Below are 15,368 nucleotides of genomic sequence, written 5' to 3'. Positions count from 1 at the left end.
TAAAATGAACGCCGCGCGGCCAACCGCACGACCAGAACCGACCCCGCCTCCCCTCGAACTCCCACAAGCTCCGTTCGTGAATTTCGACGATTACTGCCAGCAAAAAGCCGCGCCTGAAGGTTCCGGCACGTACTACGCGCTGCGCCGCGCGCCGGCTGCGAGCCAGCCACTTCTGACCGCGCTCTATGCGCTTTATCGCGAGCTCGAAGAGACCGTGAAGGAAACGAGCGATCCGACCATCGGCCGCACCAAGCACGCATGGTGGCAAAGCGAACTCGGGCGGCTCGATGGCGGCGAGCCCACGCATCCGGTCACGAAAGCGTTGCAGGCGCACGCGGGCGATGCCGCGCATCCGGTTCTCGACGATGCCGGACGCGCATCGCTTGCCGCGATCGTCGACGGCTTCGGCATGGATCTCGATCAGGCGCGCTACCTCGACTGGCCCGGCTTGCGGCGTTACCTCGATCAGACGGGCGGCGCATTCGCGACGGCCGTTGCACGCGCGAGCGCGCGCAATCCGCAGCAGGCCGCGTCGTGGGCCGCGCCGCTCGGATCCGCGTTGCTGCTGGCCGAGCGCGTTCAGGACATCGGCGGCGATGCGCGCAATGGCCGCATCTACATTCCCATCGACGAGTTGCAGCGATTCAACGTGACGGCCGCGGACATCATCAATCGCAAGTACGGCGATACGTTCACGGACCTCATGCGCTTTCAGACCAGCCGCGCCCGCCAGGCGCTAGACGACGCGCTGGCCGCGATTCCCGCTTCGGAGCGCGCGACGCAACGCGTGCTGCGCGCGCAGGCAGCGCTGTCCTTCGCGCTTTTCGACGAGATCGAACGGGAGAACTTTCGGGTGCTGCATCAACGCATCGCACTCACGCCGATCCGCAAGCTGTGGATCACATGGAAGACGCGTTAGACGCGAAGGATCGGCAATGGCGCGAAGCGCGCGCCGAGAATCGATGACGAATCGATCTGCCCGCATGCGTCGAGCACCGTGGCATAGAGCGTTCTGAAGTCGACGCCGACGGACAAGCCGCCGTCCGCATCGAGTCGATCGAGTCGCGGTGGCATGCCGAAGAGTCCGCCGCGCACGCCTCCGCCCATCATGAAATGCGCCGCGGCCGCGCCGTGGTCGGTGCCGCCCGCGGCGTTCTCGCGCGCGGCGCGTCCGAACTCCGAGCGCGTCATCACGAGCGTGCGGCTCCATGCGCCGGACGCGATCAGCGACGCCCGCAGCGACGCGAGCCGCTCTGCCAGCGTGGCCAGCAGCGCCGCATGCCGATGCGACTGACGCTCGTGCGTGTCGAAGCCGTGCAAGGTGATGTGCGTCACCTTCAGGTTCACGCGATCGAGCCAGCCGTCGGCGCGATATTCATCGGCATGCGATGCCGTGTCCCAGATCTGTCGCGAGCGGAAATGCGAGCGATTGGGCGCGTCATAGCCGACGCCCTGCACGATCGCCATTTCGTTGGCGCGCCACGCGCTCATCAACGGCGACAGCGACGGATGCAAGGCGGTGCGTTCATCGAGCATCAATGCGCGGTCTTTCGATATCGCGAGTTTCGGCCGCAACACGCGATAGCGCGCATCGGCGATCGGGATGACTGTGTTGAGCGCATCGTTGCCGCCGTCGAGGTCGACGATCACGAGGGAGCGAATCGAAGCAGAGGAAGTGTCGGAATGTGCGATGGCGCACGCATCGCCGATGCTGCCGAGACCTCCCGCGAACGCACCGGCAATCGAGAGAAATTCACGTCGGTCCATCGCGGGCACGCGCCGCTTACCGCTTGTAGAGATCGCGCACCGCTTCTTCGATATGCTGCCGCAAGAGACGGCGCTCGTCGGCGGTCATCACGGTGTGGCGCGGCGGGCGCGCGGGCGGCGCCTGATCCACTTGCTGAATGGGTTGCATGGCCGCGGTCTTCGGATCGTGGCTCGACGACCCCGAACCTTTGCCCACGCGCTGCTGCGCGCGAATCATTCTGCCATCGAAACGATTCGGGGAACTCGCGATGCCGCGATCGAAGCCTGCCGGTTGTGCATAGGCGTGAGGCGTGCTCAGTACTGCGTAGAGCGCACTGGCAAGAAGTGTCTTTCTGAGAATGCGCTCGTTGCGCACGGGTCCGCGCTGCCGCGCTCCCTTCATGTTGTTCCCTTCGTTGCTCGACAACCGGACAGCCTCAGTCTTTTCGCGCACGTCTCGAAGCGGCTTGGTCGTGCCGCGCGACGCACTGGTCTAATGGAGTATCTACCGAATGGCGGGCTTAGGTAAAGCAGTGTACGCAGCAAACCCCTAGGCCGTGCCACAGGCCCCGTAAATTTTGTAACGAACTGTTACACTCGCTTTTGTTACAAACTCGGCGTTTGAACAAACGCGCTAAGATGCCGCCATGGAAACCAAGAACCCTTCAAAAATTCTCGTCGTCGACGACGATCCGCGCCTGCGCGATCTGTTGCGCCGATACCTCGGTGAACAGGGCTTCAACGTGTACGTTGCGGAAAACGCCCCGTCGATGAACAAGTTGTGGGTGCGCGAGCGTTTCGATCTGCTCGTCCTCGATCTGATGCTTCCCGGCGAAGACGGTCTTTCCATCTGCCGGCGTCTGCGCGGCAGCAACGATCGCACGCCGATCATCATGCTCACCGCGAAGGGTGAAGATGTCGATCGCATCGTCGGCCTCGAAATGGGCGCGGACGACTATCTGCCGAAGCCTTTCAATCCGCGCGAACTCGTCGCGCGCATTCATGCGGTGCTGCGGCGTCAGACGCCGTCCGAATTGCCGGGCGCGCCGTCCGAAACCACCGAAGTGTTCGAGTTCGGCGAATTTGCACTGAATCTCGCGACGCGCACGCTCACGAAGAACGGCCAGGAAATCCCGCTGACCACCGGCGAATTTTCGGTACTCAAAGTGTTCGCGCGCCATCCGCGCCAGCCGCTTTCGCGCGAAAAGCTGATGGAGCTCGCACGCGGCCGTGAGTACGAAGTGTTCGACCGCAGCCTCGACGTGCAGATATCGCGTCTGCGCAAGCTGATCGAGCCCGATCCCAGCAGTCCGCGTTTCATCCAGACCGTGTGGGGCCTCGGCTACGTGTTCATTCCCGACGGCGCAGCCTGATCGATCCTAAGCGAGTTTCGTCACGCTCTCGCCCCTTCACCGAGCCGAACCCGACAGACTCATGCGAATCGACAGGCGGCTACTGGCGCTCGCGTTCGGCGGCCTGTTCTGGCGAACCTTCGCGCTGATCGCGCTGCTCATCGCAGTCAGTCTCACGGCGTGGTTCCAGAGCTTTCGCGTCATCGAGCGCGAGCCGCGTGCGCAGCGCGTGGCGCTTCAGCTCGTCGCCGTGGTCAAGCTCACGCGCACCGCCCTGCTCTATTCCGACCCCGATCTGCGCCGCGCGCTGCTTCAGGATCTGGAGAGCAACGAAGGCGTGCGCGTGTATCCGCGCGAGACCACCGACAAATACAAGCTCCAGCCCGATGAATCGCTCAACCGGCTGATCGAACGTGACGTGCGCGGGCGGCTCGGCAACGAGACGATCATCGCGCAGTCGGTGAACGACATTCCGGGCGTATGGATCAGCTTCAAGATCGACGACGACGATTACTGGGTCGCCCTCGATCGCGATCAGCTCGACACCGTGACCGGCCTGCAATGGGCCGGTTGGGGCGTGTTCGCGCTCGCGCTGTCGCTGTTCGGCGCGGCGTTCATCACGAGTCTCGTGAATCGGCCATTCGCGCGTCTCGCGCTCGCCGCGCGCAAGGTCGGTTCGGGGCAATCGCCCGAACCCTTGCCCGAACGCGGCATGGGCGTTGCTGCCGAAACCAATCGAAGCTTCAACCAGATGGTGCAGGATCTCGAGCAGCTCGAGGCCGACCGTGCGCTGATGCTCGCGGGCATCTCGCACGATCTGCGCACGCCGCTTGCGCGCCTGCGGCTGGAGACGGAGATGAGCCCGTCGGACGAAGCGACCAAGCTCGCGATGATCGACGACATCGAGCAGATGGACATGATCATCGGGCGCTTTCTCGACTATGCGCGGCCGATGCAGCGCATGCCCGAGGCCGTCGACCTGTCGATGATCGCGAGCGAACTCGCCGCCCGCTTCCAGGCCGACGACGGCGTCGTCATGCGGACGGATCTCGCCCAGGGCGCGGTGATCGAAGGCGATCCGACGGATGCGCGCCGCGTGGTCGGCAACCTGCTGGAAAACGCGCGCAAGTACGGCCGCAGCGAACACGACGACATCGCCCGCATCACGCTGCAGACGCGCGTCGCGCACGGCAGGGTCGAGCTCTCCGTGATGGACGAGGGCCGCGGCATCCCCGACGATCAGGTCGCGCTCATCACGCGTCCGTTCTATCGCGTCGATACGGCGCGCACGCAGGCGAACGGCACCGGTCTCGGCATGGCGATCGTGCAGCGCCTCGTCACGCGACAGCGCGGCACGCTGCGTCTGCGCAACCGCACGCCTCTGCCCGGCTTCGAAGTCACCATCGACTTCCCGCCGATGAAAGGCGGCGTGCGCTTCGAAGGCTAGAGCGCGCCCGTTTCGGAAGCTGGAAACGGCCGAAGCACTCTTTTAATTCTGGTTAAGATGAAGCGGTTCAACGCTCGGCGCGGCCTGGCATGAACGTGTCACGCGAGCGTTACGGCGATACGGTAGTTTGGCTGGAGTTTGTCCTTTCAACGATTTCACAGGAGTTTTCCGAATGAAGACCGTTGGCGATAAAGTCGAAGCATTCACTGTCACCGCTGCGAAGCCGGGTTTCAACCATCACGAAGAGAACGGCCAGTCGGCGTTCGAGGAAATTACCGAGCAGTCTTTCCCCGGCAAGTGGAAGATCATCTATTTCTATCCGAAAGATTTCACGTTTGTCTGCCCGACGGAGATCGTCGAATTCGCGAAGCTGGCGGCCGATTTCGAGGACCGCGACGCGGTTCTGCTCGGCGGCAGCGTAGACAACGAGTTCGTCAAGCTGGCATGGCGCCGCGAGCACAAAGACCTGAACAAGCTGAACCATTACTCGTTCGGCGACGTGAAAGGCGAACTGATCGATCAACTCGGCGTGCGCGACAAGGAAGCCGGCGTGGCGTTGCGCGCGACCTTCATCGTCGATCCGGACAACGTCATTCAGCACGTCTCGGTCAATAACCTGAACGTCGGCCGCAGCCCGGAAGAAATCTTGCGCATTCTCGACGGCTTGCAAACGGACGAACTCTGCCCGTGCAACCGTGCCGTCGGCGGCGCGACGCTGTAAGCGTTTCCGGATGCCGCGAAGCCCGCCATCGAGCCGAGTGTATTCGGCCGATCGGCGGGCTTTTTAATGCCATCGAACAGGAGCAAACAATGGAATTTCTGTCTGCGATCAAGGAACTGGTGCCCGACTACGCGAAGGACATTCGCCTTAACGTCGACGGCACGATCGCGCGTTCATCGCTCGAAGGCAGCGATGCGGCTGGCGTCGCGCTCGCCGCCGCGTTTGCCGCGAAAGCGACGAAGCTCGTCGCCATCATTCGCAACTCGGGCGCGCTGTCGCCCGAAGAGACGAACGCCGTGCTCACCGCGGCCGCGCTGATGGGCATGAACAACGTCTGGTATCCGTACCTGGAAATGGCCGACAACGCCGATCTCAAGACGCAGCCCGCAAACTTGCGCATGAACGCGTATGCGTCGCACGGCGGCGTCGACAAGCGGCGCTTCGAGATGTACGCGCTCGCGGCGTCGATCGTCGGCAAGTGCCATTTCTGCGTGAAATCGCACTACGAGAATCTCGTGGCCGAAGGCATGTCGACGACGCAACTGCGCGACGTCGGCCGCATCGCCGCGGTGATCAACGCCGTCGCGCTGACGATCGAAGCCGAAGGGAAATAGCGCTTCCCGCCGCGCTTTAGCCGTCGATTGACGTCCGGCGCAAAAGCACCGCGGCCTGCGCTTCGATGCCTTCCTTGCGCCCGAGATAGCCGAGCTTCTCGTTCGTCTTGGCCTTGACGTTCACGCGATCAATTGAAAGATCGAGATCGGCGGCGATGTTTTCGCGCATGGCATCGATATGGGAGCTGAGTTTCGGCGCCTGCGCGATGATCGTGCTGTCGACGTTCGCGATCGCGAAACCCGCCTCCGACACGCGCCGGAACGCCTCGCGCAGCAGCACGCGGCTGTCCGCGCCGGCGAATTCGGTCGCCGTGTCCGGGAAATGCCTGCCGATGTCGCCGAGCGACGCCGCGCCGAACAGCGCATCGGTGATCGCGTGCAGCAGCACGTCGGCGTCCGAGTGGCCGAGCAGACCGCGCTCGTAGGGAATCGTCACGCCGCCGATGATGAGCGGGCGGCCTTCGACGAGCTGGTGGACGTCGTACCCTTGTCCGATTCTGAAATCCATCGATCCAAACCTTTGTTGAGTGTGAGTCAGGCGCCGGCCGAAAGCATCGCGCCCGCGAGCGCGAAATCCTCCGGATACGTCACCTTGAAGTTGCGCAGACTGCCCTGAACCAGTTTCGGCGAATGACCGAGCCATTCGATCGCGCTCGCTTCGTCCGTCAGGTCGTGGCCGTCGTGACGCGCACGCTCGATCGCTTCGCGCAGCATGCCGAGCCGGAACATTTGCGGCGTCTGCGCCTGCCAGAGCCCGTCGCGCGATTCGGTGCGCGCGACGCGCACGTCGTCCGTGGGGACATCGGGCATGTTCGGTGCGACGCGTTTCAGCGTGTCCGCGACCGGCAGCGCGAGAATGCCGCCGACCGCATCGTCGCGCAGTTCCGCGACAAGCTTGCGAATCAGCTCCGGCGTGATGCCGGGGCGCGCGGCGTCGTGCACGAGGACCCAGTCGTCTTCGCGCGCGCCGAATTTCGCGAGCGCGACGAGCCCGTTGTACACCGACGCTTGCCGCGAGGCGCCGCCGCAACGCTCGACCGCGAAGCGCAATCCGGCGAAGCGGCGCGCGTCAAAGTGGTTGTCGTCCGGTGCGAGCACGACGAGCGTCTGCGAGAATTCGGAGCACGCGTCGAACGCCGCGAGCGTGTACGCGAGCATTGGGCGGCCCGCGATCGTCTGGTATTGCTTCGGCATCGGCGCGCCGGAGCGGCTGCCGGTGCCGGCGCAGGGAATCAGTGAGAACAGGCGCGAAGTCACGGGCGAATAGTCGAGCAGATGAGGTGAACAAGTCAAAGTTGAAGCCCGGATTTTATAATAGGTCTTTCGCGACCACGTCCCGCGCACGCCGGTTCGACTCTCCGAACCCGCGTTTGCCGGACGGCTCCATGCACACCTTATGCCTTCCAAAGCCGTCAACGCGCAGTCCAGTTCTCCCATCGCGCTCGTGAAACCGGGTCAGCGCTTCGTCTTCGATGGCGCTTCCGGCTCGTCCGATGCGCTCGCCATCGCGCGCTACTACGCCGCGTATCGCGAGAGCGTGCCGCTCCTGACGGTCGTCACCGCGAGCGCAGTCGATGCGCAGCGTCTCGCCGCCGAAATCCCCTACTTCGCGCCCGATGCGCGCGTGCGCCTTCTGCCCGACTGGGAGACGCTGCCGTACGACACGTTTTCGCCGCACCAGGATCTCGTCTCGGAACGTCTCGCGACGCTGCACGATCTCGGCGAAGGCCGCTGCGACATCCTCATCGTCCCGGCGACGACCGCGCTCTATCGCATGCCGCCCGCGTCGTTTCTCGCGGCTTACACGTTCTCGTTCACGCAGGGCGAGCGGCTCGACGAAGCGAAGCTCAAGGCGCAATTGACGCTCGCGGGTTACGAGCACGTGAGCCAGGTCGTGCGGCCGGGCGAGTATTGCGTGCGCGGCTCGCTCATCGATCTCTATCCGATGGGCTCGGCGCTGCCGTATCGCATCGATCTGTTCGACGACCAGGTGGACTCCATCCGCGCGTTCGATCCGGACACGCAGCGCAGCCTTTATCCGGTGCGCGACGTGCGCCTGCTGCCGGGCCGCGAGTTCCCGTTCGACGAAGCCGCGCGCACCGCCTTTCGCAGCCGCTGGCGAGAGGTCTTCGAGGGCGATCCGAGCCGCTCGCAGATTTACAAGGACATGGGCAATGGCGTGCCCTCGGCGGGCATCGAATACTATCTGCCGCTCTTCTTCGATGAAACCGCGACGCTCTTTCATTACTTGCCGCAAGGCTCGCAGCTCGCGTTTGTCGGCGATATGGACGCCGCGATCAAGCGCTTCACGCACGACACGAAGCAGCGCTACGACTTCCTTTCGCACGATCGCGAGCGGCCCTTGCTCGAACCGCGCCGGCTCTTTCTGACAGACGACGATTTCTTCACGTTCGCGAAGCCCTTCGCGCAGTTGAAGTTTCCCGCGACGCCCGAAGGCGGCTGGGCCGTGCCGCTGCCGGGCCTCGCGATCGACCGTCACGCCGACGAGCCTTTGCTCGCGCTGCGTCACTATCTGGAGCAGACGGACAATCGCGTGATGCTCGTCGCGGAATCGGCGGGACGTCGCGAGACGATCCAGCAATTGCTCGCCGACAACGGCCTGCGCGGCGAATTGCGCGACACGTTCCACGAATGGCTGACCGCCGACGGCAAGTTCACGCTTGGCATCGCGCCGCTCGCCAACGGTTTCGCGCTGCCGTTGGAGAAGCTGTCGATCGTCACCGAGACGGAGCTTTACGGACCGCTCGCGCGCCGCGCCGGACGGCGTCGTCAGGAGCAGGCGAGCAACGTCGATTCGATGGTGCGCGATCTCGCCGAGCTGAAGGTCGGCGATCCCGTCGTGCATGCGCAGCATGGCATCGGCCGATACATGGGCCTCGTGTCGATGGACCTCGGCGAAGGTGAAACCGAATTCCTGCATCTCGAATATCAGAACGAGGCGAAGCTGTATGTGCCGGTCGCGCAATTGCATGTGATCTCGCGCTACAGCGGCGCGGACCCGGAAAGCGCGCCGCTGCATACGCTCGGCTCCGGCCAGTGGGAAAAAGCCAAACGCAAGGCCGCGCAGCAGATTCGCGATACGGCCGCCGAGCTGCTCAACCTCTACGCGCGCCGCGCGGCGCGCGAAGGTTATGCGTTCAAGCTCGAGCCGCGCGACTACACCAAGTTCGCGGAGAGCTTCGGCTTCGAGGAAACGCCCGACCAGGCGGCGGCGATCGCAGCCGTCATCGGCGACATGACGAGCGGCAAACCGATGGACCGTCTCGTGTGCGGCGACGTCGGCTTCGGCAAAACGGAAGTCGCGCTGCGCGCCGCGTTCATCGCGGTGATGGCGGGCAAGCAGGTCGCGATTCTTTCGCCGACGACGCTGCTTGCGGAACAGCACACGCAGACCTTCACCGACCGTTTCGCCGACTGGCCGGTGCGCATCGCGGAACTGTCGCGCTTCAAGACCGGCAAGGAAGTTTCGACGGCCGTGCAGCAGATCAACGAAGGCTCGGTCGATATCGTCATCGGCACACACAAGCTCTTGTCGAGCGATGTGAAGTTCAAGCGGCTCGGGCTCGTGATCATCGACGAGGAGCATCGCTTCGGCGTGCGGCAGAAGGAGGCGCTCAAGGCATTGCGCGCCGAGGTCGACGTGCTCACGCTCACCGCGACGCCGATTCCGCGCACGCTCGGCATGGCGCTCGAAGGCCTGCGTGATTTCTCGGTGATCGCGACCGCGCCGCAGAAGCGGCTCGCGATCAAGACCTTCGTGCGGCGCGAGGAAGACGGCGTGATCCGCGAGGCGATGCTGCGCGAACTGAAGCGCGGCGGCCAGGTTTACTTCCTGCACAACGAAGTCGAGACGATCGAGAATCGGCGCGCGATGCTCGAAGCGCTGGTACCCGAGGCGCGCATCGCGGTTGCGCACGGACAGATGCACGAGCGCGAGCTCGAACGCGTGATGCGCGATTTCGTCGGCCAGCGCGCGAACGTGCTGTTGTGCACGACGATCATCGAGACCGGCATCGACGTGCCGAGCGCGAACACGATCCTCATGCATCGTGCGGACAAGTTCGGTCTTGCGCAGTTGCATCAGTTGCGCGGACGTGTCGGGCGTTCGCATCACCAGGCGTATGCGTATTTGCTGGTGCACGATCCGCAATCGCTGACGAAGCAGGCGCAGCGGCGGCTCGAAGCCATTCAGCAGATGGAGGAACTCGGCTCGGGTTTTTATCTCGCGATGCACGACCTGGAGATTCGCGGTACGGGCGAGGTGCTCGGCGACAAGCAATCGGGCGAGATTCACGAGATCGGCTTCCAGCTTTACACCGACATGCTGAACGACGCCGTGCGTGCGCTGCGCGAAGGCCGCGAGCCGGATCTGAACGCCCCGCTTGCGGCAACGACCGAGATCAATCTGCACGCGCCCGCGATTCTGCCCGCCGATTACTGCGCCGATGTGCAGGAGCGTTTGTCGTTGTACAAGCGGCTCGCGAACTGCGAATCGAGCGATGCGATCGATGGCATTCTCGAAGAGCTCGTCGATCGATTTGGGAAGCTGCCGCCGCAGGCGCATGCGCTCGTGGAGACGCATCGGCTGCGTCTTGCTGCGAAACCGCTCGGCATCTCGAAGATCGACGCGGGCGAGCAGTCGATCTCGCTGCAGTTCGTTCCGAACCCGCCCGTCGATGGCATGAAGATCATCGAGATGGTGCAGAAGCATAAGCACATCAAGCTCGCGGGTCAGGACAAGTTGCGCATCGAGTCGCGGAGTCCCGATCTCTCGGTGCGGATCTCTACTGTCAAGGAGACGTTGCGGGCGTTGGGGGGGCCGGTTCGGAAACCGGCCGCTGTTGTTCGGTGATTTTTTTGTTTTCGCCGGATTCCGATTTGCTTTCGGTCTGTCAGCGTTGCCTCCTGTGCGGGGTGGGGCTCACTTTGCTTACTGTAGTCGCCGGATCCCGGTTTCGTGTCGGTCTATCAGCGTTGCCCCTGTGCGGGGCGGCACCTACTTTCTTTGCTGCTGCAAAGAAAGTAGGCAAAGAAAGCAGCTTTTCAGGCCCGCGGTCACACGCAATTTGGGTAGTTCTCTCGTCCCAGGCGGCACTCGCCTAAAGAGTGCCCTCAAATACCTAACCGGGCTTGGCTCGCGCACGGTCTGACGAGCCATTCCCTTTACCGCGCTGGTTCAGCGCGAAATAGCTTCCGCACAGCGCTACGCGCTGCCGCCGGGTCTGCAAGGGAAACCATAGGTTTGCATGTGCGGTGCGAGAGAGAATTTAGTAGCAAAGCACACGCAGACCCGATTGACCGGTCGGCCGCGAAGCAGGCTGGAGCTGTTTGGTGCTGAACCGGTTTGTTGTGTGGTGCGATGAGACGGACCGTGCGCGAGCCAAGCCCGATGGGGCCTATGAGGGCACTCTTTAGGCAGCCCACGATGGACGAGAGGACTACCCAAATTGCGTGTGACCGCGGGCGTATCGGAAGCTGCTTTCTTTGGTTACTTTCTTTGCAGCAGCAAAGAAAGTGACTGCCGCCCCGCACAGGGGCAGTGCTAATAGACCGACGCGAAAACGGGATCCAGCGACAACCCCAAAGCGCCAAAGCTCAAAAGCCCCAAAACTCAAAAACCAAAAAGCCCCCTACGGCCAGCATCATTCTTTTGGGCTATGATCAAACCCTACCCGCAGGAGCAAAAATATGTCACAGATCGCTGACACGGCGAATCTCGAAGCTCAATCCAGAACCGAAACGCCCATTTCCCTGCCGTGGATCGAACGGCTCGTATCCATCGATACCGTAAGCCGCAATCCGAATCTCGGCCTGATCGAAACGGTACGCGACGAACTGCGAAAAGCGGGCATCGAAGCGACCATCACCAACGATCCGCGCGGCCAGTGGGCGAATCTCTTCGCCACGGTCCCGGCGCACGACGGCCAAACCGACGGCGGCATCGTGCTGTCGGGTCACACCGATGTCGTTCCGGTCGACGGTCAGGACTGGCAGAGCGATCCGTTCAAGCCCGAAGTGCGCGACGGCCTGCTCTACGGCCGCGGCTCGTGTGACATGAAAGGCTTCATCGGCGCCGCGCTCGCCATGCTGCCGAAGATGCAGGCGACCAAGCTCGCGAAACCCATCCACTTCGCGCTTTCCTACGACGAAGAAGTCGGCTGCGCCGGCGCGCCGCTGATGATCGCCGACCTGAAAAAGCGCGGCCTTAAACCCGATGGCTGCATCGTCGGCGAACCGACATCGATGCGCCCGATCATCGCGCACAAAGGCATCAACACCTATCACTGCTGCGTGCGCGGCTTCGCGGCGCATTCGTCGCTGACGCCGAAGGGCCTGAACGCGATCGAGTACGCAGCGCGGCTCATCTGCCACATCCGCGATCTCGTCGACGAGTTTCGCGCGCAAGGTCCGTTCGACGAACTCTACGACGTGCCCTTCACCACCGGTCAGACGAGCACGATAAAAGGCGGCAACGCGATCAACACCGTGCCCGCCGAATGCAACTTCGAGTTCGAATTCCGCAATCTGCCGACGATCGATCCCGATCAGATCTTCAAACGCATCCAGTCGTACGCGCATGACACGCTGCTGCCGAAGATGCTGAAGGAACACGGCAACGCGGCGATCGAATTCACGAAGCTCGCGTCCGCGCCCGGCCTCGACGCCACCGAGCAGGCCGCGATCACGCAACTCGTGCGCGCGCTCACGCAAAATCAGGACAAGCACAAGGTCGCCTACGGCACCGAAGCGGGCTTGTTCGCGAACGCGGGCGTGCCGAGCATCGTCTGCGGGCCGGGCAACATCGAACAGGCGCACAAGGCGAACGAGTATGTGTCGCTCGAACAGCTCGTCCAGTGCGAGGCGTTCCTGGGCAAGTTCATCCACAGCATGTCCGTCGAAGCACAGCCCCGTTGAGCTCTCCAGATCGACAACACGTCATGTCCACTGCCATGCAGCATTCCGACAATACGATCGACGGCACGCCGATTCCGACGCTCGAAGAAATCGCCGAGCAGCATATGGCGCTCACGCCGTGGGTGACGCGCACCCCGACCTTCGAGCGCCACGACTTTCCGACGCTCGAAGGCACGCCGGTCACGTTCAAGTTCGAACTCTTGCAGGCAAGCGGCACGTTCAAGGCGCGCGGCGCGTTTTCGAATATCTTCGCGCTCACCGACAGCGAACGTTCGGCGGGCGTCACGTGCGTATCGGCGGGCAATCACGCGGTGGCGGTCGCGTACGCGGCGCAGCGCATGGAAGTGGGCGCGAAGGTCGTCATCATCAAGAGCGCGAGCCCGGCGCGCGTGGCGCTGTGCCGGCGCTACGGCGCGGAAGTCGTGTTCGCGGAGAACGTCGCCGAGGCGTTCGATGTCGTGCGGCGCGTCGAAGCGGAAGAAGGACGCGTGTTCATCCATCCGTTCAACGGCTATCGCACGGTGCTCGGCACGGCGACGCTCGGCTACGAGTGGACGTCGCAGGCGCCCGATCTCGACGCCGTGATCCTGCCGATCGGCGGCGGCGGCCTGGCCGCGGGCGTATCGACGGCGATGCGCCTCGCAAATCCGTCGCTGCATGTCTTCGGCGTGGAACCGGAAGGCTCGGATGCGATGAAACGCAGCTTCGAGGCGAATCACACGGTCAAGATGGGCGCGATGCACGGCATCGCCGATTCTCTGATGGCGCCGCATACCGAGCAGTACAGCTACGAGCTATGCCGGCGGCATATCGACGAGATCGTCACCGTGTCGGACAACGAGCTGCGTCACGGCATGCTGCAGTTGTTCGGTGAACTCAAACTGGCGGTCGAGCCGGCATGCGCCGCCGCCACCGCCGCCCTGCTCGGACCGTTGCGCGAGCGGCTGGAAGGCAAGCGTGTCGGCGTGCTGCTGTGCGGCACCAATACCGACCCGACGACCTTCGCGAAGCATCTCGCGCTCGCTCGGGAAGCGTCGGGCGACTGAAGCTTTCGCAAGCAGGCGTTTGCATGTCTTTTCTCGGGGCGCATCGTGCGCCCCGAACTCGTTTTGCGCAAACTTCACGCTGAGATTTTCTCAAAGCGTATTAATGAAAAAAATAATTGATCTTTGTGCATATCTTTGTCGTTCCGGCGGCAAAGCTTGTCTGCGCACGTGCGCGCTGATAGTGTCGCCAACCAAATGCAGTCGGAAGATCTGTTTCTAAACCTGAGCACTGTTTAATCTTTTTCAATCGCCATTAGCGCCCCTTTTCAAAGTTCGCGGAGCTGATTCGGCACGAACAAGAACTCTCTCCGGCAAGTACAGGCAGCAACGATCCATCGTTGCGGTAACACGCACACCTACGAATAGCGATTAAATTCAATTAATGTCTACCGCGATATTTACAAAGCGGATAGATAGACGGACCCATTTATTACGGCGCTTTTGGACGCACCAATTTTTCAAACAATGAGCAAAATAAATCGAATCCCAGAAACGGGAATAATGCAATGCGTTTTATCTGAATTCGGCACGCGTCGCGGACTTACCGCGCGCCGATCAGTTCTGGCGCTGATGCTGGCGGCCTCATCGGCCTGCATTCCCGTTGCTCATGCAACCGAAAGCGCGCTCGGCCGGCCTGTCGCGGGCATGAGCGTCGGCCCGAGCGCGGGCATCGTGCCGCCCGAGCCGATGACCATCGTGAACTTCGAGAACATCTATCTCGACGGCTCGATCGGCGCGAACCGCTCCGTGCCGATCGCCGGCACGGCGACTGCCGGCGTCGACGCGAAGATCGACTTCACGCTCGCTACCCTGATGCGCTCGTGGGGCAGCACGGGCGGATGGAGTTTCGCGTCCGCCATCACGCTGCCCTACGTCTGGACCGACGTGAAAGCAGGCGCGTCCGTCGGACGCCTGAACGGCGCGCGCAGCGACAGCGCCGCGAACTTGTTTGACCTCTACTTCACGCCGATCGTCGCGGGATACCACTTCTCGCGCACCGATCACATCGCGCTCAGCTTCAACGTCTGGGCGCCGACCGGCCGTTACGACCCGAACGCGCTCGCCAACACGAGCCTGAACAACTGGACCTTCGTGCCTCAAGTGGCGTACACGAAGCTCGTTCCGCAGTACGGCCTGGAATTCGACGCCGTCGCGGGACTGCAGTTCTACACGCGCAATCAAGCCACCGAATATCAAAACGCCCCGCTCTTCACGCTCGATCTAATGGGCCTGAAGAAATTCGCCAATGGCGTCGGCGCAGGCCTCGTGATGGGCACCGTTCAGCAGCTCGGCAAGGACTCCGGCCCAGTCGCCGATCGGCTCGACGGCTTCGTCGGACATGACTTCTCGCTCGGTCCCATCGTCACTTACGACACCAAGGTGGGCGGCAAACATCCCGTTTCGGCGAGCTTGCGCTGGGTGCCGAGCATCGCGAGCACGAACCGGCTCAAGAGCACCAACAGTTTCATGGCAAGCGCGACGCTGGCGTTCTGATGCCTGCCCGCA

13 protein-coding genes are annotated in these 15,368 nt (G+C 63.0%); 9 read left to right on the top strand and 4 right to left on the bottom strand.

Going from position 1 to position 15,368, the window contains the following annotated elements; all coding sequences use genetic code 11:
* Positions 1-76: 76 nt before the first annotated feature.
* Positions 77-919 (top strand): squalene/phytoene synthase family protein, encoded by an 843-nt coding sequence (locus NCS67_RS06060; RefSeq protein ID WP_175982919.1) that lies wholly within the window; start codon positions 77-79, stop codon positions 917-919.
* On the opposite strand, the gene NCS67_RS06055 is transcribed toward NCS67_RS06060, so the two are convergent.
* Positions 916-1,767 carry a DUF1501 domain-containing protein gene (locus NCS67_RS06055; RefSeq protein WP_175982920.1) on the bottom strand — a complete coding sequence of 284 codons (852 nt, stop codon included), beginning with the start codon at positions 1,765-1,767 and terminating at the stop codon, positions 916-918. The two genes, NCS67_RS06060 and NCS67_RS06055, sit on opposite strands and share 4 nt — an antisense overlap.
* Positions 1,768-1,783: 16 nt before the next feature.
* On the bottom strand, positions 1,784-2,149 hold the full coding sequence (locus tag NCS67_RS06050; RefSeq protein WP_008349768.1) for a hypothetical protein: 366 nt from the start codon (positions 2,147-2,149) through the stop codon (positions 1,784-1,786).
* A 244-nt stretch (positions 2,150-2,393) separates the two neighbouring features.
* On the opposite strand from NCS67_RS06050, the gene ompR reads away from it, so the two are divergent.
* The 4 genes from ompR (at position 2,394) to NCS67_RS06030 (ending at position 5,880) form a co-directional block, all read left to right on the top strand.
* Positions 2,394-3,119, top strand: coding sequence for an osmolarity response regulator transcription factor OmpR (gene ompR, locus NCS67_RS06045; protein ID WP_008349770.1), 726 nt, complete (start codon positions 2,394-2,396; stop codon positions 3,117-3,119).
* Positions 3,120-3,180: 61 nt separating this feature from the next.
* Positions 3,181-4,545 (top strand): ATP-binding protein, encoded by a 1,365-nt coding sequence (locus NCS67_RS06040; protein ID WP_008349773.1) that lies wholly within the window; start codon positions 3,181-3,183, stop codon positions 4,543-4,545.
* Between the two features lie 172 nt (positions 4,546-4,717).
* Positions 4,718-5,266, top strand: coding sequence for a peroxiredoxin (locus NCS67_RS06035; protein ID WP_008349775.1), 549 nt, complete (start codon positions 4,718-4,720; stop codon positions 5,264-5,266).
* Between the two features lie 89 nt (positions 5,267-5,355).
* The gene (locus NCS67_RS06030; RefSeq protein ID WP_008349777.1) at positions 5,356-5,880 is read left to right on the top strand and encodes a carboxymuconolactone decarboxylase family protein; all 525 of its coding nucleotides are present in this window, start codon (positions 5,356-5,358) and stop codon (positions 5,878-5,880) included.
* A gap of 16 nt (positions 5,881-5,896) precedes the next feature.
* On the opposite strand, the gene ispF is transcribed toward NCS67_RS06030, so the two are convergent.
* Both ispF and ispD read right to left on the bottom strand, forming a co-directional pair.
* A complete protein-coding gene (ispF, locus tag NCS67_RS06025; RefSeq protein ID WP_175982921.1) occupies positions 5,897-6,388 on the bottom strand; it encodes a 2-C-methyl-D-erythritol 2,4-cyclodiphosphate synthase in 492 nt (163 codons plus the stop codon).
* Between the two features lie 26 nt (positions 6,389-6,414).
* Complete coding sequence (gene ispD / locus NCS67_RS06020) at positions 6,415-7,137, bottom strand: 2-C-methyl-D-erythritol 4-phosphate cytidylyltransferase (protein ID WP_008349782.1); 723 nt, start codon at positions 7,135-7,137, stop codon at positions 6,415-6,417.
* Between the two features lie 139 nt (positions 7,138-7,276).
* On the opposite strand from ispD, the gene mfd reads away from it, so the two are divergent.
* The 4 genes from mfd to NCS67_RS06000 all read left to right on the top strand — a co-directional run bounded on the left by mfd (position 7,277) and on the right by NCS67_RS06000 (position 15,356).
* Positions 7,277-10,753, top strand: a complete 3,477-nt coding sequence (mfd, locus tag NCS67_RS06015; protein ID WP_008349786.1) for a transcription-repair coupling factor — start codon at positions 7,277-7,279, stop codon at positions 10,751-10,753.
* A gap of 836 nt (positions 10,754-11,589) precedes the next feature.
* Positions 11,590-12,816, top strand: a complete 1,227-nt coding sequence (argE, locus tag NCS67_RS06010; protein WP_008349787.1) for an acetylornithine deacetylase — start codon at positions 11,590-11,592, stop codon at positions 12,814-12,816.
* Positions 12,817-12,839: 23 nt separating this feature from the next.
* Positions 12,840-13,862: a threonine/serine dehydratase family protein gene (locus tag NCS67_RS06005; RefSeq protein WP_250434666.1), complete on the top strand. Its 1,023-nt coding sequence runs from the start codon at positions 12,840-12,842 to the stop codon at positions 13,860-13,862.
* A gap of 570 nt (positions 13,863-14,432) precedes the next feature.
* Positions 14,433-15,356, top strand: a complete 924-nt coding sequence (locus tag NCS67_RS06000; protein ID WP_033536120.1) for a SphA family protein — start codon at positions 14,433-14,435, stop codon at positions 15,354-15,356.
* Positions 15,357-15,368 lie beyond the last annotated feature (12 nt).

The sequence above is a fragment of the Caballeronia sp. ATUFL_F2_KS9A genome (assembly GCF_023630765.1).
In the GTDB taxonomy this organism is placed as follows: domain Bacteria; phylum Pseudomonadota; class Gammaproteobacteria; order Burkholderiales; family Burkholderiaceae; genus Caballeronia; species Caballeronia zhejiangensis.
The sequence above is the reverse complement of the archived record's forward strand: the minus strand, read 5'-3'. Positions and strand labels throughout refer to the sequence as shown.